Genomic DNA, 20,666 nt, shown 5'->3' with positions numbered 1-20,666 from the left:
GCGCCAAAGGGATTTCTAGGGCATTGCGGTAATGTCGGAAGGTTCAGGTTTCGTGCCAGCAGCGGTCAGCATTGCGTGTATTTGTCCGCGGTGGTGGGTTTGGTGATTGAACAATTGCAGGGCGCAGAGGCAGGTTTGCATTTGTATCCGACTACTATCGTCTGGTGGATAACAACCGATTGTTTCGCTTAGCTCGGCGTCAGAAATTGCGGCTGCCCAAGTTTCGATTTCTAGGTCTCTTTTTGATCGTAAATCTTTAAAGTCGCTCCAATCTGATGGGTGGGCGAGTGAATGTGAAATCGTGTCTTGTGGCCGTTCGTTCCCGTTGATGCGTTCTAGTATCAATGCGTCCGCCCAATACAGGTGATTGAATGTCCCTGCGATGGATTTAAAATATGCGCCGCGATCCTGCCAGCGCTCGGCGTTGGTCAATAGGTTCGTGGCTGTGACAAGCGAGGTGTTTTGCCAACGATTGTAGCGCGCCATGAGCTGACGGTAGCTGGTTGAAATCATGCTTGTTATCCTTTGGGTAATAGATATTTTGGTGTTCAAAGACTTGATCCACGGCTTCTGTGCGATGCGGAAAGCGGCAGGTTCCCGAACCCCATTGCACCGGAGATATCCACGTTTTTAAAGGGTCGTCGTTGTCTGTTTCGGCGTGAGAGCATTGCGAGCTTAATTAGAAGAGAACTTGCGTTTCGCTTGAATTCGTAACTTTGCTTTGATTTACAGGCCATAGATTGTCCATCGGACCAATCGTTCAACAGAGAAGGGTGATGAGTGTTAACTGCGCTTGAACTTTGCGGTGGATCGCATGCCAATTTTGCCGAGAAATTTTCGCAGCAATATTGTATGAGTAAACGTGCGCTACCGCGTATCGATGGGTGGTCATATACGCGCAAGCTTGCCGGTTGGCAGTTAGGCCATTGTCCCACTCTGGATCATACAGATATTCTGGACGCAAATGGCAAGCTCATCGGCTGGATGTTGGGCGTTGCGGTGCAGGCTAATGGCCAGATCGTCGGCCCTCGCCAGCACCACCTAGAGTACGCGTTGAATGACGCGCAGTTTTGGGAAAAATTTGAGGCTGAGATCACCCCTTGGGCTGGGCGTTACGTGGTTTTTGCAATCACGACAGCAGGCAAGCGTGTCTATTTTGACCCCGTTACCGATCTACCAGCCGTATTTCACCGCCAAGAGCAATGTGTCGCGTCATCAGTCTATATGGCTTTGTCGCGGCCGATTGCATGGAATAACCGGTTGCCCCGCCGTCGGATTATCCGCAAAGGCGGGCGTTATGGTCTTCAGCAAACCTGTGATGCGCATGTCTTTCGCGTTGTCTCGAACCATTATCTTGATCTCGAAACCTTTGCGCTTCATCGACATTGGCCCAAGGCAGATGATCAGTTTGATCGTCCCGCTTCCGATTTAGATGAAGTGGCCGAGCAGATTGTTCACAAGCTGGGCATGAATACAGGCGCTATTGTCGCAAATTACGCATGTGCGCTGCCGTTGAGTGGGGGAGCGGACAGTCGCACGCTGGCTTATTCCGCGCGCGCGCACCTGCATCATGTAAAACATGCGTTTTCCCATCGGATCAGTCGGATGTCGAAATTTGATTGTTATGTCGGTATGCGCTTGGCCGAGGATCTGGGGCTGGCTGACCGTTTTCAGTTAATTGACGGTGTTAAGCTGGTTGAAACTGGTGCCTATTCAGACGAGCGGCTTAACCGGTTAAAGTGGCAGTATATGGAGCGCACTGGATACTATCATCCACCTTCAGCGGAGATACTTGCCGCGGCCGAAGAGGTGCCTCCTGCACAGTATACGCTACGTGGCAACATTATGGAGCTTACTCGCGCGAACCAATGGCCCCGCAGTTTCGAATTTTCGGTGGAGCATGGGCTTTCGAAATTGGCGCTAGGCGGAAGGGACACACTCGACGAAAATCTCAACTATTGGGGGCCAGACTACCAGAATTGGGTTGATGGTCTCCCGGCCAGCACCAAAGATCGGGTTTATGACTTTGCATTTGTTGAGCATCTTTTGCCTTACTCTTTGGGGGGCGGCCTATTGGGGTTCCGACAAACGAGTTATCTCAACCCCTTTAATGATCGCGCGTTAACGTCGTTGGCAATTTCACTGCCGCCGCAGTCGCGTCGCAAGCGGAAGTTAAATGCCGCCATCCATCGGGCTTGCAATACCCCGGATATTCCGAGGGCACTCATGGTTAAGCGTGACGAAGACCTGAGGCGCGAGGCAGATAAGCTGTTTGCCTAGTTGTGCTCTATTGCGAATTGCATCCGTCTGTCAGTGTCGATAGCCATGGCGCAAAGGAGACCTGCCAATGCCTATTGATCCCGTTGCCCTGACCGCTGACCTTATTCGCTGTCCGTCTGTTACACCTGCCGAAGGTGGCGCTTTGGTGCTGTTGGAAAAGCTGCTGACCGAAGGCGGATTTCACTGCACGCGTGTCGATCGCGGCGGCATTGCGAACCTTTATGCACGGTGGGGGCGTCAGGGGGCGAACCGGACCTTTGGGTTTAATGGTCATACTGATGTCGTGCCGATTGGGAACCGTGATGATTGGTCCGTCGATCCCTTTGGCGCTGAGGTCAAAGATGGTTTCATGTACGGACGCGGTGCGACAGATATGAAATCTGGGGTTGCTGCTTTTGCGGCTGCGGCAATCGATTTTGTTCAAGATACCCCGCCTGACGGCGCAGTCGTTTTGGCGATTACCGGCGATGAAGAGGCCGACGCTCTCGATGGGACCACTGCCTTGTTGGATTGGATGGCTGCGAACAACGAAGCCATGAGCGTTTGCCTCGTGGGAGAGCCGACTTGCCCCAATACAATGGGTGAAACCATGAAAATAGGGCGGCGGGGGTCGTTAACAGCGTGGTTCACAGTGCGTGGTACGCAAGGGCATTCCGCCTATCCGCATCGCGCCAACAATCCTTTGCCCGCAATCGCCCGTTTGGTTGATCGGCTGTCATCGCATGAACTGGATCAGGGAACGGATCATTTCGATCCATCGACGCTGGCAGTGGTGACCATTGATACGGGCAACCCGGCCACCAATGTGATCCCGGCCGCAGCGACCTGTGCGGTGAACGTGCGTTTTAATGATGCGCATGACAGTCAGGCCATCATCGATTGGTTCCAGTCCGAGACTGCGCTGATCAAAGACGCATTTGGTGTTCAGGTCGAGATGCAGGTCAAAGTGTCTGGCGAAAGCTTTGTCACCCCACCGGGTGAGCTGTCTGATCTGGTGGCAAATGCGGTGGCACAGGAAACTGGTGTGCGTCCAGAACTGTCGACGTCTGGCGGTACTTCTGACGCGCGCTTTGTAAAGGATCACTGCCCAGTGGTGGAATTCGGTTTGGTGGGCAAGACTATGCACGAAGTGGATGAGCGCGTATCTGTGGAACAGATTGGCCAGCTTAAGGCGATCTATAAAAGTATTCTAACCGAGTATTTCGCATGATTAAGGTTGTCACCGATTATACCCCATGCATTGACCTGCGCCGCGCGGTGTTCATGGGTGAACAAGGTATTTCAGAGGAAGAAGAACTGGATAACCTCGATGAGGGGGCAGTCCATTTTCTGGCCACAGTTGATGATGTCCCTGTCGGCACGGCGCGTGTGCTCATGGATGGGGATATTGGGAAAATTGGTCGTATCTGCGTGATCAAGGAACAGCGCGGCACTGGTTTGGGGGCGCGGCTGGTTTTGGCTGCGATGGCGTATCTGCGTGAACAGCCGATGATCACTCGCGCTAAGCTCAGCGCGCAGGACCACGCTATTGGTTTTTACGAAAAACTTGGCTTTGTTCCCAATGGGCCGTTTTACGACGACGCCGGGATTCCGCATAAGGATATGTATGCAGCGCTTTAGCGTACGCGTTCGGGTGCTATTTCGCCATTCAATCCCCGTGACGGCATGGATTGCGCGTGATAGTGCAGACTAATGACTCGTATCCCATCTAAGTCCGAGATCCTTGAATGGATCGCCCAAAACCCCACCAAAGCGGCAAAGCGCGATATCGCTAAGGCCTTTGGCATCAAAGGGGCTGCACGCATTGATCTAAAACGTCTGCTCAAGGAACTTGAAGACGACGGTAAGCTGGTCAAACGGCGCAGTAGCTACCGCGACGCCGAAGATTTGCCGCCCGTTTCCGTGCTTGAGATCACGGGAGCAGACGCAGATGGCGATCTGTTTGCACGTCCGCTGGATTGGACGGGGAAGGGGCCAGAGCCTGTCATTCTCATGATGCTGCGCGATAGCGACCCGGCCTTGGGGAAAGGGGATCGCATTCTGGGGCGGTTGACCGTCGATAAGACCGAACATCATAGCCACACGGCACGTATGATCCGGCGTATTGGGTCTAATCCGCTGCGTATCTTGGGGGTATTTCGGGCGGGTTCCGAAGGTGGCCGCATTCTACCCATCGACAAAGGTGCTGATAAGCAATGGACCGTGGCTGCGGGTGCGACAGGCGGCGCTAAGGATGGCGAATTGGTGGAGGCAGAACAAGCCGGACCAAAGGGGCGCCTTGGCCTGCCCAAAGCTCGCGTTGTGGCGCGGTTGGGTGATCCAACGGCCCCACGTGCGGTATCGCTCATTGCGATTCATCAGCACGGCATCCCTGATCATTTTCCTGACGCAGTGATTGCGCAGGCGGATGCGGCAACACCAGCTGGGTTGGATGGGCGCTTGGACCTGCGTGATATGCCTTTGGTCACAATCGACCCTTGGGATGCACGCGATCATGATGATGCGTGCTTTGTTGCTCCTGACACTGATCCGAAAAACAAAGGTGGCTTTGTGATTTGGGTCGCGATTGCGGATGTGGCCCATTATGTCACGCCGGGTTCTGATCTGGATATCGAGGCACGCAAACGGGGCAATTCGACCTATTTCCCGGACCGTGTTGTGCCGATGTTGCCTGACCGCCTGTCTGGTGATCTTTGTTCGCTTCACGAAGGCGTTGAGCGCGCCTGTATCGCCGTTGCCATGCGCATCGACACCAAAGGCGAGATGATCGACCACAAGTTTCATCGTGCCTTGATGAAATCCGTTGTATCGCTGAACTATGAAGAAGTCCAAGACGCGATGGACGGCCGCGAGAACGAAAAGGTCGCCCCGCTGATGGATGAAATCATTCGCCCGCTCTATGCGGCCTATGATGCATTGACCAAGGCACGTGCGAAGCGACAGCCGCTCGAATTGGATTTGCCAGAACGCCAGATTGTTCTTGATGACGCGGGAACTGTCAGATCGGTCAATTTCAAGGAACGTCTGGACGCGCACCGCCTGATCGAAGAATTCATGGTGTTGGCCAATGTGGCCGCAGCGGAGACGCTGATTTCGAAACGCGCGTCTTTGCTGTTCCGTGTGCACGAGGAACCCAACGCCGATAAATTGGACGCGCTCCGCGAGGTTGCGCATGCGGCGGGTTTGGTTCTGGCAAAAGGGCAGGTCCTTAAGACTGGGCATTTGAACCGACTATTGGCGCAGGCCAAGGACACAGAAAACGCAGAGCTGGTCAATATGGCAACGCTGCGGTCGATGACGCAGGCCTACTATAACCCCGAGAACTTTGGTCACTTTGGTTTGGCCTTGCGTGCCTATGCGCATTTCACGTCACCCATTCGACGTTATGCTGATTTGATTGTCCATCGCGCGTTGATTGCCGCACATGGATGGGGCGAAGATGGTCTAAGCCCATGGGATGTCGAACATCTGGCCGATACCGCTAAGCTGATTTCAGATACAGAACGCCGTTCGATGATGGCGGAACGCGATACCACCGATCGCTACCTTGCGGCGTTTTTGTCGGATCGTGTCGGCGTCGAGATGACTGGCCGGATTAGTGGCATTGCCAAGTTTGGCCTGTTCGTGCGTTTGGATGAAACAGGCGCAGATGGTATAGTGCCGATCCGCACCTTGGGGCGGGAATATTTCCACTTTGATGCAGATAGCCAAACGCTGATGGGGTCTGACAGCGGTATGGTCATGACATTGGGCCAGCGTGTTACTGTCAAACTGACCGAGGCTGCACCCGTCACTGGCGGATTGATTGTAGAACTCTTGACGGTCGATGAACGCGCCATTCCACGCGGTCCTTCACGTGGGCGTGGTAAACCCGCACGGCGCAAAGTCGCATCCGCCCGCAAAAAGGCTGCAAAAACAGCGCGCAAGGTCAAACGCAAGCGGCGTTAAAGGTGATAGGTCAGCGCATGTCTGATCATTAGTGTCAGGCGTGCGGGATTGATGTCAGTGGAGCTGTCAAAGATAACAGCGCGATTGCCTTCGATTTGGTCTGTGTTGGGAAATGCTTGGGCGTAGCTGCTGATCACATTTGTCGCGCAGTGGGCGTAGATCGCGCAGCCGCCAGATTTCGGGATCCCTAAGCGCAAGGTCGTGCCTGTTTTGGGCTGTTTTGGCAGATAGGACGGTTGCCCCCATTTTAGCGTCTCTTGGAGCAGGCCGACCTGCGGCATTTGCGCGGCGGTTTCAAATATGAGGGCACGCAGTTGCAAAGCCATTTCCAACGCATCCGGTGGAAATGCGTCAAATGCAGCTTGGACTTGTGGATCGCTGATCACGGACATGGGCCCAGGCTAGCGTCCAGAAAAACCAAAGACCAGCAGACAAGTGACCATTCCTGACAGTTGTCGGGAAGTTGATTGCTCGAATCTTTTGGTCTGCATTAAGTTGAAGCCAAAATAACGAGGAAGAGTAGAATGTATCGTAGGCAGTTTATTGCGTCATCTCTTGCGGGCCTTGGTTTTGCCTCTGCCGCCCAAGCGGATGCACGTGGTTTTGGCAATTGGATCGCGAATTTCCGCCCGCGCGCACGGGCCGAAGGGATTTCCGATCGGACCTTTGACGCCGCATTTCAGGGCGTTCAATACTTGCAAGACAGTATTGACCGCGACCGAAACCAATCCGAATTTGTAAAGCCGCTGGCAGATTATATGGCGACTGCGGCGTCGGACGACCGCGTGCGTAATGGCCGCAATTTGCTGCAAACGCACAGCCGATTGTTGTCGCGGATTGAAGCGACTTACAGTGTCGAGCCGCACATTGTTTTGGCCGTTTGGGGCATGGAGAGCAACTATGGTCAGCGCAGGGGCAATACGCCCTTGATTTCGACGCTAGCGACATTGGCTTATGACGGTCGGCGCGGGCGTTTCTTTGAGGGGCAGTTGATTGCTGCGCTCAAGATTTTGCAAAATGGTGATGTAGCGCCTCGGAATATGACCGGGTCATGGGCGGGTGCGATGGGCCATACGCAGTTCATTCCTACCTCTTACGAGGCCTATGCCGTCGATTTCACAGGGGATGGTCGCCGCGATATCTGGGCGGATGACCCGAGCGATGCGCTGGCCTCGACTGCAGCATATTTCCGGCGCTTTGGCTGGCAAAAGGGGCAACCTTGGGGTGTAGAGGTGATCCTGCCACGTGGGTTTGATTTCAGCAAAACAGGGCGCACGGTGACCAAGAGCCCTGCGGCTTGGGCGCAAGATGGTGTGGGGGATGTAAATGGTCGTGCTGTGCCGAACTATGGCGATGCTTCCTTGATTACCCCGACGGGTGCGGGTGGGCCGGCATTCCTCGTCTTCCGCAATTTCGATGTGATCTCGCGCTATAACAACGCAGAGGCCTATATTATCGGCGTTGGTCATTTGGGTGACCGGATTCGGGGTATGGATCGGCTGCGCAGCCAATGGCCCGCAGGAGAGCGCCGTTTGCGTCGTTCTGAACGGGTCGAATTGCAGCAGCGCCTTACCAATGCTGGATTTTCAACAGGTGGTGTTGATGGACGCGTCGGCCCGAATACACGCGCGGCGATCCGGGCCTATCAAGCATCGCGTGGGCTGCCCCAAGATGGGCACCCATCCTATGGGTTATTGCAGCGCCTCCGCTGAGCATCCGTTGCCTTGCATACAGGCCGTCAATTGATCAAGCACGGCCTGTGTGGGTTCAGGAAAGATCATTGCACCACAAGGATCGGCGGTCATAACGACCGGATCATTATCGGCCCGTACGAAATAAAGCGCCTCAATGTCGCTTTGGGCCGAGCCGCAGTAATTCGCGACACAATCCACCTGAAGCAATGCCGGGCTGATGTAGTCAGAGGTGAACCCGTTGCGGGTCAGCCCCTTGCCGCGAAAGAACGCGTCGATCGGTTCGGGATCGGCACCTGGCTGATCGACAAAGCTGGGGGGCAGCGCATCAGCGTCAAAGCGCAACGTGCCATAGAGAACATAGTAATTTTCAGGGGCGGCCGCGACGCGATTGAATGTCGAAATGGGGTCTGGGCGCATACAGCTTAGGGCATTTGCTTGGCCGGCGATAAGTGCCAGTGAAGCGGCTAGAAAAAGTGGTTTCATCAGTATCTCCGTTCAGGGCGATGGGGTTGCCCTATTTGGTTTGACGTATTGAAACGCATGATCCTTGGAAAATTATGCAGCGTTATAGCTTGTCTTGGAATTCCTGCAGTACCTGCGCATAGACCTCGCGTTTGAACGGGACAATCGCATCGACCAATTGATCCGCTGGCAGCCATTGCCACGACGAAAATTCAGGATGTTTGGTTTCAATGTTGATCTGGTTGTCCATGCCGTGAAAACGAAACAAATACCATTTTTGTTCCTGCCCACGGTAGCGCCCCTTCCAAATGTTGGGAACCAGATCATGGGGCAGATCATAGGGAATCAGATTTGCGCTTTCCGCTTCGAGCGAGACAAGGTTCGCGGTTACACCTGTTTCTTCCTCAAGTTCGCGCAGCGCAGCATCATAGGTGTTTTCACCGCTGTCCACGCCACCTTGGGGCATTTGCCATGCGTCTGTATCGCGGTCGATCCGCTGACCTACAAAGATATGGCCACGGGGATTGGCCAACATGATCCCTACACAGGGACGATAAGGGAGCTTGGCGATGTCTTCGGGTGTCATATGCTTTTGATCTTTCTATTGCCTATGCCTGATGTGCCTGCATCATCCACCAAGGTCCAGTCGTTATGCGATAACAACACGTGATCCGGGGGTGATGCGCTGCGCAATCCAGCGCAGGTGGTCACGCCGAAAGGCAACACAACCTGCTGTCGGTCTGCCGGGTCCACGCCATTGATGGATAAAGATCGCTGATCCTTTGCCCGCAATGGCATCGGGATAATTCCAATCGGTAATCAGAATAAGGTCATACATCGGGTCTGACCGGCGCAGACGTTCGTGGCTAAACCCGTGTGGGGCGCGAACCTGACTGTTGTAGGCCCGATCATTCACATCATCTGACCACAAGTCAGCCGGTCCAATGGGCCGTGCCCAATCTGTGGGCTGCGCCATTCGGTCCGCACGGTAGAGCATTTCAACGATCCGGTGGATCCCGCAGGGCGTGGCGCCATCGCCTTCGACTTTGTTGCGGGTCAAACCACAGCGCCCAATCGTGCAGGGAAAGCGACGGTTCATAAAACGCACATGCGTTGGGGTCACAATGAGATCAGTTTGTTTCATGCGCCAGTGATAACCACAGCTATGGTCGATGTCAGCCCGACATCGAAAAGGGCCGCGCCGTAAATAAATGATAGCCATCGTAACCGTTAGGACATGCTAAGTTGGCGATGATCGGATGACGCGGATCAAGAAACAGGAGCAGTAGGATGAAGATCATTATTGTTGGTGCCGCTGGCGACATTGGCAAAGCAGCCTGTGACGCGTTAGGAACGCGCCACGACTTGATACGCGTAGGTCGTACAAGCGGTGACATTCACGTGGACATGTCTGACCGATCTTCGGTGGATGCGATGTATACACGGGTTGGTTCCGTTGATGCTGTTGTGTCGACCGCAGGCGAAGTTGCCTTTCGCCCGTTGGGGGAACATACCGACGAAACATTGACCTATGGGCTTAGACAAAAGGTAATGGGCCAGATCAATCTGGTGTTAGGTGGGCTACAAACAATTGCAGAGGGTGGTTCATTCACCTTGACCAGTGGTGTGCTGGATCGTGATCCGATCCGCATGGGGGGAGGGGCCGCGACTGCCAATGGTGCCCTCGCAGGTTTTGTGACTGGCGCCGCGATTGAGATGCCACACGGTCAGAGGATCAACGTCGTCAGCCCCGGATTATTGGATGTTTCTGTGCCGCGCTACGGGGAATGGTTCCCAGGCCATACCCCGGTATCATCAGAGCGCGTCGGTCGCGCCTATGTCAAAAGTGTCGAAGGCGCGATGACTGGACAAGTTATCATTGTTGATTAGCCGCACCTTGCGCGATCATGCTCCCGCGTAACCGAGCGGCCTGAGCGCCGCTTTGATTTCATCAAGGATTGCAGGGTCGTCGATGGTCGCTGGCATCTTGAACTCTGCATTGTCGGCGATTTTCACCATGGTTCCGCGCAAGATCTTACCCGATCGCGTCTTGGGTAGACGGTCCACCACGGCGACCAATTTGAACGCGGCGACCGGGCCGATGGTGTCACGGACAGATTTCACGACTTCTTTGGTAATGTCTTCGTGTGAACGGGTGCAGCCCTTGTTGAGACAGACAAAGCCCATCGGCAACTGCCCCTTAAGCTGATCCGTCACCCCAATCACAGCGCATTCACCGACGTCAGGGTGATTGGCGAGCACTTCTTCCATTGCACCCGTGGATAGGCGGTGCCCGGCGACGTTGATGACATCATCTGTGCGCGCCATAATGTAAACATAGCCATCCTCGTCGATCATGCCGGCATCGCCGGTTTCATAGTATCCCGGAAATGTGGTGAGATATGATTTCTCAAACCGATCTTGGGCATTCCAAAGGGTCGGTAGCGTTCCCGGGGGCAGGGGCAGTTTGATTGCAATCGCCCCCAATTCGCCTGCCGCTACGGGGTGCCCCCCATCATCGAGTATCTGTACGTCATACCCGGGCATGGGGACTGTCGGAGAACCAATTTTGACTGGTAGGGGCTCAATCCCGACGGGGTTGCCCGCAATCGCATAGCCAGTTTCGGTCTGCCACCAATGGTCATAAACCGGTTTGCCGGTTTTTTCTTGGGTCCAGTTGATCGTGTCGGGATCGGCGCGTTCTCCGGCAAGGTAGATCGCATTCAGGCATGATAGATCGTATTTCTTGACGAATTCGCCGGTGGGGTCCTCGCGTTTAACAGCGCGAAACGCGGTTGGGGCGGTAAAGAATGATTTGACATTGTGTTCTTGGATTACGCGCCAGAATGTCCCCGCATCGGGTGTGCCGATGGGCTTACCTTCGAACACGATGGTGGTGTTGCCATGGATCAAAGGGGCATAGCAAATATAGCTGTGGCCAACGACCCAGCCCACATCAGAGGCCGCCCAAAATACATCGCCGGGGTCAACGTTGTAGATGTTCTTCATCGTCCAGTTCAAGGCAACCAAATGCCCAGCGGTTGGACGAACAACGCCTTTAGGGGCACCCGTCGTGCCCGAGGTGTAAAGGATATAGGCGGGATGATTGCCCTCGACGGGGACGCATTCGGCAGGCGTTACACCATATTGAAAACCGTGCCAGTTGTAATCGCGGCCAGGGATGAGTTCTGCGACTTCTTGTTCGCGCTGAAAAATCACACAAAATTCCGGCTTGTGCGCTGCCATTTCGATGGCGCCATCCAAGAGTGGTTTATAGTGAACCACACGACCCGGCTCCATCCCGCAGGACGCGGCAATGATGGCCTTGGGCTTGGCGTCGTCTATCCGTACGGCCAGTTCGTTTGCCGCAAAACCACCAAAGACAACGGAATGGATCGCGCCAAGACGCGCACAGGCAAGCATCGCCTCGAGAGCCTCGGGGATCATGGGCATATAGATGATCACGCGATCACCCTTTTCGACGCCCTTGGCGCGCAGCGCGCCGGCAAGGCTGGCAACACGATTGCGCAACTCAACATAGGAGATTTCGCGCTTGGTGTGGGCAATGGGGCTGTCGTATATAATCGCGGTCTGCTCGCCGTGGCCGTTTTCGACATGACGGTCAACCGCGTTATAGCAGGTGTTTACCTTTGCATCGGCAAACCATTCGTAAAATGGTGCGTTATCACCAAAGAGCGCCTTTGTCGGGGGGCTGTCCCAATCAATGGCCTTGGCCTGCTCCATCCAAAATCCTTCTGGATCGTCCTGCCAGCCCTTGTAAACCTCCGCGTATCCCATGTGTTCCTCCCAAAACAACCTGAGGGGAAGTGTTACGCAGCGGATTGGGTACGGGCAAGCGATGGCTTTGAAGAATTCGCATGTGCTGTAAAATTCTTAACTAGGCGGAATTTCGCAACGTTTGATTGAAATTCGCAAAACTGTTTCGAAATTGGCTATCGTTGAGGCGCGGAGGAGAAAACCCAATTTGAGGTAAACTATGCCAATCATATCAGAGGACTATTTTCCACGCGGGCGGTTCATTGCAAACACCCGCTATGACATCCTTGAGACCTTGATCGAAGATGATGTTGTTGTGCGTCGCGATTACTACAAAGTAATTATAGATGAGGGTCTCTACCTTGTGCGCGAAGAGGTGATTGACGAGGATGGGATCGTCAAAGCCACCGAATATCGGGATTTGTGGGACAGTGAAGCGCGCGAATTGCACACGACGCGGCAACTGGTGACGCTCGACGATTCCTCATCCAACGTGAAGTCCTGGGACAGCATTGAAATGCGGTTTGATCTCTATGGAGTGATGGACCTTAAAACCACGGTGTATGACAACGGTCGTGTACGGGCAGCTGTCTACGAAGAGGGTGAGATCGCCTACGCCCGGACCAAGGATATGGATAATATCTATAGCTGGTACGAAAAGATCGAGTATTTCGACGACTCAGGGACGCTTGCCGAATTGGCGACCATTTATGACGATGGTCGCGTCATTGCCGAGATTTATGACGGCGATGAGATTGTCGACACGATCGTTTTTGCCTCTGAGGCTGAGTGGAGCAATGGCCGGGTTCCTGCCGAAGAAATCACGCGGACGGAAACTGTTCTTGACGATGGTGGAAAACGAGTACTGCTTAGGGATGCCGCAACCAATCTAGAGGATTGGGACAGGGTCGAGATCACCTATGATGCATCTGGAGTAATCACTGACCGGACAGTGTATTATGATGATTATCTCGTGAATACTGAAACCTATGAGAACGGTATTCTTGCCTATGAAATTCTGCAAGATCGGGATGATAAATATGACTTCCGATCTCGAGAAATTACCTATGATGAAAACGGTGAAATTGCGACATATTATCACCAGTATGACTTTACGGATGGTTACAGAAAGTTCTTTGAAAACGGCGTGCTGATCAAAGTCGAAAAACACGATCAGATTTTTGATAGCCCGTCAGGCGGATATTTTTCCCAGCAGGTTATTTTCTTTGATGAGGATGGGAACAAGGAATACCGCGTCGGGGAGATGGGCTTTGATGGAATGCGTTATTTCCAATACGATGATGAAGGCGATATTTTGGTTTTTGCGTCGTCAAATGAATATGGTCATGGCGACGATTTCGGGATCATCAATCACTACGATCAAGATGGCGCAGTGATTTCCCATGATCGCTACGAAACCGAGGAAGCATTCGATGCAGCGCTTGCAGAAGCGTTCGATGAGGCACCTTCAGACTTCTTTGATGATCTGCAAGTTTTCTCTTGGTGAAAATTTGGGGTAGCAAAAGCCATTTTTTGCTACCCCAATTATTTATCCGTAGTGGGCCACCGGCGTGCCTGCCAAAGCGGACATATTCAGAAGGCCGCGTGGTGTGATGGATGGTGTCACGATGTGACAGCGGTTGCCCATACCCATCAGGATTGGACCAACCTCTAGACCGCCACCCTTCATTTTCAGGATGTTACGGACGCCTGATGCCGCGTCGGTGTTGGCAAAAACCAGCACGTTTGCCGCGCCGGGCAGGTGCGCATCCGGGAAGACACGGTTGCGTAGCTCAACATCAAGCGCCGCGTCGATGTGCATCTCGCCCTCATAGGCGAAATCACGTGGCTCGCTATCAAGGATCGCCATTGCTGCGCGCATGCGTACGCCGGTGTCGCAATCAAGGTTACCAAATTGGCTATGTGAACACAGTGCGATCTTGGGTTCGACACCAAAGCGGCGCACGTGGCGTGCAGCGCCTATCACCGTTTCGGCGATTTGCTCGGGCGTGGGTTCGGCGTTGACCTGCGTGTCCGCCACAAACAATGGCCCATCTTCGAGGATCATCAAAGAGAGCGCACCAACGGGGTGTAGCGTCTCATTGCCGAGAACTTGGGTCACGTATTTCAGGTGCCAGCGGAATTGGCCAAATGTACCGCAGATCAGGCTGTCGGCTTCGCCGCGATGCACCATCACTGCGCCGATGGCCGTGGTATTTGTCCGCATGATCGCTTTGGCGAGGTCAGGGGTCACACCTTTGCGGGCCATCAGGTTGTGGTAGGTTTCCCAGTAGTCGCGATAGCGTGGATCGTTTTCTGGGTTCACGATGCTGAAATCAACGCCGGGGCGGATTTTCAGACCTGCGCGTTCGCAGCGCTGGGCGATGACGTCCGGACGGCCGATCAAGATTGGTGTATCAGTCGTTTCTTCCATGATAGCTTGGGAAGCGCGCAATACGCGTTCATCTTCGCCTTCTGCAAATACGATGCTGCGCGATGACGTGCGTGCCGCCTCAAAGACCGGACGCATGATCATGGCTGATTTGAATACAGAACCGTCAAGGTTCGCCTTGTAGGCGGCCATATCTTCGATCGGGCGCGTTGCGATCCCAGTTTCCATCGCGGCCTTAGCGACAGAGCTGGCAACGACGCCCATCAGGCGCGGATCAAAGGGTTTGGGGATCAAGTAGTCAGCGCCAAATGTGAGCTTTTCACCCGTGTAGGCGGCGGCGGCCTCTGCACTGGTTGTTGCACGGGCAAGGGCTGCGATGCCTTCGATACAAGCGATTTTCATCTCGTCGTTGATGTCGGTCGCGCCAACGTCCAGCGCCCCACGGAAAATGAACGGGAAACAAAGCACGTTGTTCACTTGGTTCGGGAAATCGCTGCGGCCAGTTGCGATAATAGCGTCTGCCTTGACGGCGCGTGCCTCGTCAGGGCTGATCTCTGGCGTTGGGTTGGCAAGCGCAAATATAATCGGCGCATCACTCATCTTGGCGACCATTTCGGGTTTCAACACGCCGGGGCCAGACAGGCCAAGGAACATATCAGCCCCTTCGATGACGTCGTCTAGCGTCGCTGGTGTCGTGCCTTGGGCGTATTCGGCCTTTTGAGGCGTCATGTCCTTTTCACGGCCGTTGTAAACCAGTCCTTCGATGTCGCAGAGCCACACGTTTTCGCGTTTTACGCCCAATTTCAGCAGCATGTTCAGGCAGGCGATGCCCGCCGCGCCACCACCGGTGCTGACGATCTTGATGTCTTCGAATTTCTTGCCTGCCACGCGCAGCGCGTTTGTTGCAGCCGCGCCAACAACGATTGCTGTTCCGTGTTGGTCATCGTGAAACACAGGGATGTTCATCCGTTCACGGCAGATCTTTTCAACGATAAAGCAATCAGGTGCCTTGATGTCTTCGAGGTTGATCGCGCCAAACGTAGGTTCGAGCGCGCAAACAATATCGGCAAGCTTTTCGGGATCGGGTTCATTTAGTTCAATATCAAAGCAATCAATATTAGCGAACTTTTTGAACAATACGGCTTTGCCCTCCATGACGGGTTTGGAGGCAAGCCCGCCAATGTTTCCAAGGCCCAGCACGGCTGTCCCATTTGTCACAACCCCAACAAGGTTTCCGCGCGTGGTGTAGTCGCGGGCAGCGTCTGGGTTGGCTTTGATCTCGACGCATGCTTCGGCCACGCCCGGCGAATAGGCTCGTGACAGATCACGCCCATTGGCCAAAGGCTTGGTTGCACGAATTTCGAGTTTCCCGGGTTTTGGGAATTGGTGATAGTCGAGCGCCGCTTGGCGGGTGCTATTTTTTGCGTCGTCGGTCATCGGTCCCTCCGGTTATTGTTTAACGTTAAACCATTTCCGCGCCGTAACGGAAGTCATTGGCTGTCGTTAAGCACAGTTTAGGGGCATTTGGCAAATCATTCGATATCAATCGTTGCCTGAAGATGTTTCAACGCGGTCGGCTCTTGCATCCGCTGGCAGCAAAGATCACTCTGCCTAGATCAAAACGGAGAGAAACATGTCCCTGATCGAAGCAGCGCGTGCTGTGCGTGAAAATGCTTATGCACCCTATTCAAAATTCAAAGTCGGTGCTGCCATCAAATCCACTTCGGGCAATATCTATGCAGGGTGCAACGTTGAAAACGTGGCCTATCCAGAGGGCACCTGCGCAGAAGCTGGCGCAATTGCGGCGATGATCGCAGCAGGCGACAAGCGCATTGCTGAAATTGCGGTGATCGCAGATAGCCCCAAGCCAATCAGTTGCTGTGGTGGTTGTCGTCAGAAAATTGCAGAATTCGCGGATGGGGATGTTGTCGTCACCTTGACCACTGTGGATGGGTTGACCGCAACCACAACAGTGGCGGACCTGTTGCCCGGAAGCTTTGACGCCGATTACATGAGCCGCGTCTGATCATGGATGCCCGCGCAATAATTGCGGCTGTCCGTCGCAAAGAGACACCAACCGCCGAGGAACTATCGTGGTTCGCAAATGGTTTGGCGCAAGGGACAGTCAGTGACGCCCAAGCCGGTGCCTTTGCGATGGCGGTTTGCCTGAACGGTCTGTCAGATGCGGGGCGCGTGTCGCTCACGCAGGGGATGCGCGATAGCGGGGATGTGTTGCGTTGGGATCTGCCGGGACCTGTGCTGGACAAACATTCGACTGGCGGGGTGGGCGATTGCGTGTCCTTGATTTTGGCGCCTGTGCTGGCGGCCTGTGATGTCTATGTGCCCATGATCTCTGGGCGCGGTTTGGGGCATACGGGCGGGACGCTGGACAAACTCGAAGCAATCCCAGGGCTATCCGTTGATGTGACCGAACGCAGATTCGCCAAGATCGTTCGCGATGTTGGCTGCGCAATTGTAAGCGCGACTGGGCAAATCGCACCAGCGGACAAGCGCCTGTATGCGATCCGTGATGTCACCGCGACAGTCGAGAGTATTGATCTCATCACGGCTTCGATCCTGTCCAAGAAACTTGCCGCTGGGCTTGAGGGGCTGGTGCTCGATGTCAAATGTGGCTCTGGCGCGTTTATGAAAACACCTGATGATGCGCGCGCGCTTGCCACGGCTTTGGTCGGTGCAAGTAACGGTGCAGGATGCAAGACAGAGGCGTTAATCACCGATATGAACGCGCCACTCGCACCTGCCTTGGGGAATGCTGTCGAGGTCGCCGTATGTATGGAGGTACTGTCGGGGAATGTTGCGGCAGCACCGCGGCTTTATGAGCTATCGGTCGCCTTGTGCTGTCAGTTGCTTGAGATGCATGGGGTCACGGATGCGCAGGCGCGAGTAACGCGCGCAATCCAAAGCGGCACAGCCATGGAGAAATTCGGTCAGATGGTTGCTGCAATGGGCGGCCCGCCTGATATGGCTGACGATTGGCATACCCATCTGCCCAAAGCCCCTGTGACGTTCGCTGTCTTGGCCGATCGTGCCGGGGCGGTGGCAGCAATCAATGGCGAGGCATTGGGTCTAACCGTTGTCGCCTTGGGTGGTGGTCGCCGGATTGAGACCGACAAAATCAACCCGGCGGTGGGCTTGACTGATATGGTTGATTTAGGTCAGAGCCTCAGCCAAGGAGACCGACTATGCACCGTACATGCGGCGACGGATGCAGATGCACAAGAAGCGGCGCAATCTGTGCGACGGGCCATCACCATTGGTGAAGCGGCCAATGTCGGTCCGTTGATTATTGAAAGGATCACCTAATGCCACGCGCATTTTTGATTGTCATTGATAGTGTCGGCATTGGCGGCGCGCCGGATGCGGATCAGTTCTTTAACGGTGATCTGCCGGATACTGGCGCCAACACCGTGGCACATATCGCGCAATCCGTGGGGTTAAACCTGCCGGTTATGGATGGATTGGGCCTCGGGGCTGCAGTTCAGCTAAGTTCCGGCGAGGATGCGCCGGGTTTGGGTGCAGAACCAACGGGTGCCTGGGGTGCCGCGACCGAAGTCTCAAAGGGCAAGGATACCCCATCGGGACATTGGGAACTGGCCGGAGTGCCCGTACCGTGGGATTGGCATGTCTTTCAGGATACAAACCCCGCCTTTCCCGACACTGTTGTCAAAGCGATATGCGCGGCCGCCGGCACGGACGGGATTTTGGGAAACCGCCATGCATCCGGGACCGAAGTGATCACTGATGAGGGCGAAGCGCACCTGAAGTCGGGATGGCCCATTTGCTATACTTCTGCCGATTCCGTTTTGCAGATCGCGGCGCATGAAGAGCATTTCGGATTAGAGCGCTTACTTAAGCTTTGTGCTGACATCGCGCCGATGCTTCATGAGATGAAGGTGGGTCGCGTCATTGCCCGCCCATTTATCGGCGAAGTTGGCGCATTTGCCCGTACGCCCAACCGCAAAGATTTCGCAATTGCGCCGCCTTCGGATACGATTTGCGACTACGTGAATAGGGCCGGACGCAAGGTCTATGCCGTTGGCAAAATCGGCGATATCTTTTCAATGCGCGGTATTGATGATCTGCGGAAAGGGCGCGACACGACATTGATGGGGCATATCCACGATCTGGTCGATGAGGCCGTCGATGGCTCGTTCGTGTTTGCCAACCTCGTTGAATTCGACAGCGAATACGGGCACCGCCGTGACCCCAAAGGATATGCCGGTCATTTGGAATGGTTCGATTCAGAACTCGGTCGGATATTGCCAAAACTACATGATGATGACCTGTTGATCGTCACGGCTGATCATGGCAATGACCCCACTTGGTCTGGCACGGATCACACCCGCGAACGTGTACCTGTATTGGTGCATGGGATCGGCGCAAAGGCGTTAGGACAAATGGCCTTTACCGATGTTGCGGCCAGTATCGCTGACCATCTTGGGGTCGGTTACAATGGAAAGGGGCGTAGTTTCCTATGAATTTCAGAGATATCCCAAAGGTAGAGCTGCATACGCACCTCGAAGGTTCTGCGCCACCCGCGTTTATTGCTGGGCTCGCGCGTGAAAAGAATATTGATATCAGCGGTATTTTTGATACCGATGGTGGCTATGTATTTCAGGATTTCGACCAGTTTCTAAAGGTCTACGAGGCGGCGTGCACGCCGTTGCAATCTCCCGAAGACTTTCGGCGTTTGACCTTGGCCGTTCTCGAAGAAACCGCAGCCCATGGCGTGGTCTATATGGAGAGCTTTGTCTCGCCTGATTTTTGTGGTGGCGGCGACGTCGCTGCGTGGCGGGATTATCTGGCCGCGATGCAGGATGCCGCCCAAGAGGCGGAGCGCACGATGGGCATCACGATGCGTGGGATTGTGACGGGTATCCGGCACTTTGGCCCGGAGCAATGTAAAACGGCAGCCCTTTGTGCCGCCGAGACCAAAGGCGATTTTATCACTGGATTTGGCATGGCGGGCGGAGAGATGGTCGGCCGCCCCGCTGACTACGCTTATAGCTTCGATATGGCGCGCGAGGCAGGTCTGCAACTGACCGCCCATGCGGGCGAATGGGGCGGTGCTGCCATGGTCGCCGAGACAATTCGCGATCTCAAGGTGGAACGGATCGGGCATGGGATTGGCGCGATTGAGGACCCCGCATTGATGCAGGAGATCGCAGATAAGGGTATCGTCCTCGAGGTTTGTCCGGGATCAAACGTTGTGCTGAAAGCGGTCACCGGCTGGGGCGCGCACCCGATTGCGAAACTGCGCGATGCTGGCGTGCCTGTGACGGTATCTACGGATGATCCGCCGTTCTTTCACACGACTATGACTGCTGAATACGAAATGCTCGCCAAGACATTTGGTTGGGGCGAAGACGATTTTAAAGCGCTCAACCAGACTGCTTTGAACGCTGCTTTTTGCGATGAAGAAACCCGCGCCCGTGTGGCAAAACGATTGGAGCCAAAAGATGACTGATCACGTCACCCATGTGACCCACCCACTGGTGCAACATAAGCTGACGTTGATGCGTCAAAAAGATACTTCGACTGCTGGTTTTCGTCAGCTCCTGCGCGAGATTAGCCAGCTTTTGGCCTATGAGGTCACGCGCGGTCTACCGATGACCACCAAACAAATTGAAACGCCGCTCCAGACAATGGATGCGCCGGTCATTGACGGCAAAAAACTGGCGCTTGTGTCCATTCTGCGCGCAGGCAACGGATTGCTTGATGGCGTGCTAGAGCTGATCCCATCAGCACGTGTCGGCTTTGTCGGGCTTTATCGCGACGAAGAAACACTTGAGCCGGTGCAGTATTACTTCAAGGTTCCGACCGAACTCGAAGATCGTTTGGTTATTGCCGTCGATCCGATGCTGGCAACGGGTAATTCATCTGTAGCGGCGATTGATCTGCTGAAAACGGCGGGCGCCAAGAACATCCGCTTCCTTTGTCTACTCGCCTCGCCCGAGGGGATTGCACGCATGAAAGAGGCGCACCCAGATGTGCCAATCGTGACGGCTGCGATTGATGAAAAGCTGAATGAGCAAGGCTACATCGTGCCCGGATTGGGCGATGCGGGTGACCGTATGTTTGGGACCAAGTAA

At 54.6% G+C, this 20,666-nt stretch carries 19 protein-coding genes; 12 read left to right on the top strand and 7 right to left on the bottom strand.

The window, feature by feature from the left end; translation table 11 throughout:
• Positions 1–15: 15 nt before the first annotated feature.
• A complete protein-coding gene (locus tag TW80_RS07625) occupies positions 16–513 on the bottom strand; it encodes a DinB family protein (protein WP_045996647.1) in 498 nt (165 codons plus the stop codon).
• Between the two features lie 339 nt (positions 514–852).
• Between TW80_RS07625 and TW80_RS07620 the strand changes: the two genes are divergently transcribed.
• The 4 genes from TW80_RS07620 (at position 853) to rnr (ending at position 6,228) form a co-directional block, all read left to right on the top strand.
• Positions 853–2,280, top strand: a complete 1,428-nt coding sequence (locus TW80_RS07620) for a hypothetical protein (RefSeq protein ID WP_045996646.1) — start codon at positions 853–855, stop codon at positions 2,278–2,280.
• A 67-nt stretch (positions 2,281–2,347) separates the two neighbouring features.
• Positions 2,348–3,490 (top strand): succinyl-diaminopimelate desuccinylase, encoded by a 1,143-nt coding sequence (dapE, locus tag TW80_RS07615; RefSeq protein ID WP_045996645.1) that lies wholly within the window; start codon positions 2,348–2,350, stop codon positions 3,488–3,490.
• Positions 3,487–3,900, top strand: a complete 414-nt coding sequence (locus TW80_RS07610) for a GNAT family N-acetyltransferase (protein ID WP_045996644.1) — start codon at positions 3,487–3,489, stop codon at positions 3,898–3,900. The genes dapE and TW80_RS07610 overlap by 4 nt, the downstream gene beginning before the upstream one ends.
• 72 nt (positions 3,901–3,972) lie before the next feature.
• Positions 3,973–6,228 carry a ribonuclease R gene (gene rnr / locus TW80_RS07605; protein ID WP_045996643.1) on the top strand — a complete coding sequence of 752 codons (2,256 nt, stop codon included), beginning with the start codon at positions 3,973–3,975 and terminating at the stop codon, positions 6,226–6,228.
• On the opposite strand, the gene TW80_RS07600 is transcribed toward rnr, so the two are convergent.
• The gene (locus TW80_RS07600; protein WP_045996642.1) at positions 6,225–6,620 is read right to left on the bottom strand and encodes a DUF1801 domain-containing protein; all 396 of its coding nucleotides are present in this window, start codon (positions 6,618–6,620) and stop codon (positions 6,225–6,227) included. The genes rnr and TW80_RS07600 overlap by 4 nt on opposite strands.
• A gap of 132 nt (positions 6,621–6,752) precedes the next feature.
• Here TW80_RS07600 and TW80_RS07595 point away from each other — a divergent pair, with 132 nt between their 5' ends.
• Positions 6,753–7,940, top strand: coding sequence for a lytic murein transglycosylase (locus TW80_RS07595; RefSeq protein WP_045996641.1), 1,188 nt, complete (start codon positions 6,753–6,755; stop codon positions 7,938–7,940).
• Here TW80_RS07595 and TW80_RS07590 read toward each other — a convergent pair.
• From TW80_RS07590 to TW80_RS07580, 3 genes are all read right to left on the bottom strand, one after another.
• Positions 7,920–8,405: a hypothetical protein gene (locus TW80_RS07590; protein ID WP_045996640.1), complete on the bottom strand. Its 486-nt coding sequence runs from the start codon at positions 8,403–8,405 to the stop codon at positions 7,920–7,922. The two genes, TW80_RS07595 and TW80_RS07590, sit on opposite strands and share 21 nt — an antisense overlap.
• 82 nt (positions 8,406–8,487) lie before the next feature.
• The gene (locus tag TW80_RS07585; RefSeq protein WP_045996639.1) at positions 8,488–8,970 is read right to left on the bottom strand and encodes an RNA pyrophosphohydrolase; all 483 of its coding nucleotides are present in this window, start codon (positions 8,968–8,970) and stop codon (positions 8,488–8,490) included.
• 63 nt (positions 8,971–9,033) lie between these two features.
• Positions 9,034–9,528 (bottom strand): L,D-transpeptidase family protein, encoded by a 495-nt coding sequence (locus TW80_RS07580; protein ID WP_045996638.1) that lies wholly within the window; start codon positions 9,526–9,528, stop codon positions 9,034–9,036.
• Positions 9,529–9,674: 146 nt separating this feature from the next.
• On the opposite strand from TW80_RS07580, the gene TW80_RS07575 reads away from it, so the two are divergent.
• Positions 9,675–10,274: a short chain dehydrogenase gene (locus TW80_RS07575; protein WP_045996637.1), complete on the top strand. Its 600-nt coding sequence runs from the start codon at positions 9,675–9,677 to the stop codon at positions 10,272–10,274.
• 15 nt (positions 10,275–10,289) lie between these two features.
• Here TW80_RS07575 and prpE read toward each other — a convergent pair whose 3' ends face one another.
• Positions 10,290–12,182, bottom strand: coding sequence for a propionate-CoA ligase PrpE (prpE, locus tag TW80_RS07570; RefSeq protein ID WP_045997093.1), 1,893 nt, complete (start codon positions 12,180–12,182; stop codon positions 10,290–10,292).
• A gap of 199 nt (positions 12,183–12,381) precedes the next feature.
• Between prpE and TW80_RS07565 the strand changes: the two genes are divergently transcribed.
• On the top strand, positions 12,382–13,668 hold the full coding sequence (locus tag TW80_RS07565) for a hypothetical protein (protein WP_045996636.1): 1,287 nt from the start codon (positions 12,382–12,384) through the stop codon (positions 13,666–13,668).
• 42 nt (positions 13,669–13,710) lie between these two features.
• Here TW80_RS07565 and TW80_RS07560 read toward each other — a convergent pair whose 3' ends face one another.
• Positions 13,711–15,990: an NADP-dependent malic enzyme gene (locus tag TW80_RS07560; protein WP_045996635.1), complete on the bottom strand. Its 2,280-nt coding sequence runs from the start codon at positions 15,988–15,990 to the stop codon at positions 13,711–13,713.
• 196 nt (positions 15,991–16,186) lie between these two features.
• Between TW80_RS07560 and TW80_RS07555 the strand changes: the two genes are divergently transcribed.
• From TW80_RS07555 to upp, 5 genes are read left to right on the top strand one after another with little or no spacing between them, the layout of a single operon-like run.
• Positions 16,187–16,579 carry a cytidine deaminase gene (locus TW80_RS07555; protein WP_045996634.1) on the top strand — a complete coding sequence of 131 codons (393 nt, stop codon included), beginning with the start codon at positions 16,187–16,189 and terminating at the stop codon, positions 16,577–16,579.
• A 2-nt stretch (positions 16,580–16,581) separates the two neighbouring features.
• Positions 16,582–17,877: a thymidine phosphorylase gene (locus tag TW80_RS07550; protein WP_045996633.1), complete on the top strand. Its 1,296-nt coding sequence runs from the start codon at positions 16,582–16,584 to the stop codon at positions 17,875–17,877.
• The gene (locus tag TW80_RS07545; RefSeq protein ID WP_045996632.1) at positions 17,877–19,052 is read left to right on the top strand and encodes a phosphopentomutase; all 1,176 of its coding nucleotides are present in this window, start codon (positions 17,877–17,879) and stop codon (positions 19,050–19,052) included. Before TW80_RS07550 ends, TW80_RS07545 begins: the two co-directional genes overlap by 1 nt.
• The gene (locus tag TW80_RS07540) at positions 19,049–20,041 is read left to right on the top strand and encodes an adenosine deaminase (protein WP_045996631.1); all 993 of its coding nucleotides are present in this window, start codon (positions 19,049–19,051) and stop codon (positions 20,039–20,041) included. Before TW80_RS07545 ends, TW80_RS07540 begins: the two co-directional genes overlap by 4 nt.
• Positions 20,034–20,666 carry a uracil phosphoribosyltransferase gene (gene upp, locus TW80_RS07535; RefSeq protein ID WP_045996630.1) on the top strand — a complete coding sequence of 211 codons (633 nt, stop codon included), beginning with the start codon at positions 20,034–20,036 and terminating at the stop codon, positions 20,664–20,666. The genes TW80_RS07540 and upp overlap by 8 nt, the downstream gene beginning before the upstream one ends.

Source organism: Loktanella sp. S4079 (assembly GCF_000967725.1).
Taxonomy (GTDB): domain Bacteria; phylum Pseudomonadota; class Alphaproteobacteria; order Rhodobacterales; family Rhodobacteraceae; genus Yoonia.
The sequence above is the reverse complement of the archived record's forward strand: the minus strand, read 5'-3'. Positions and strand labels throughout refer to the sequence as shown.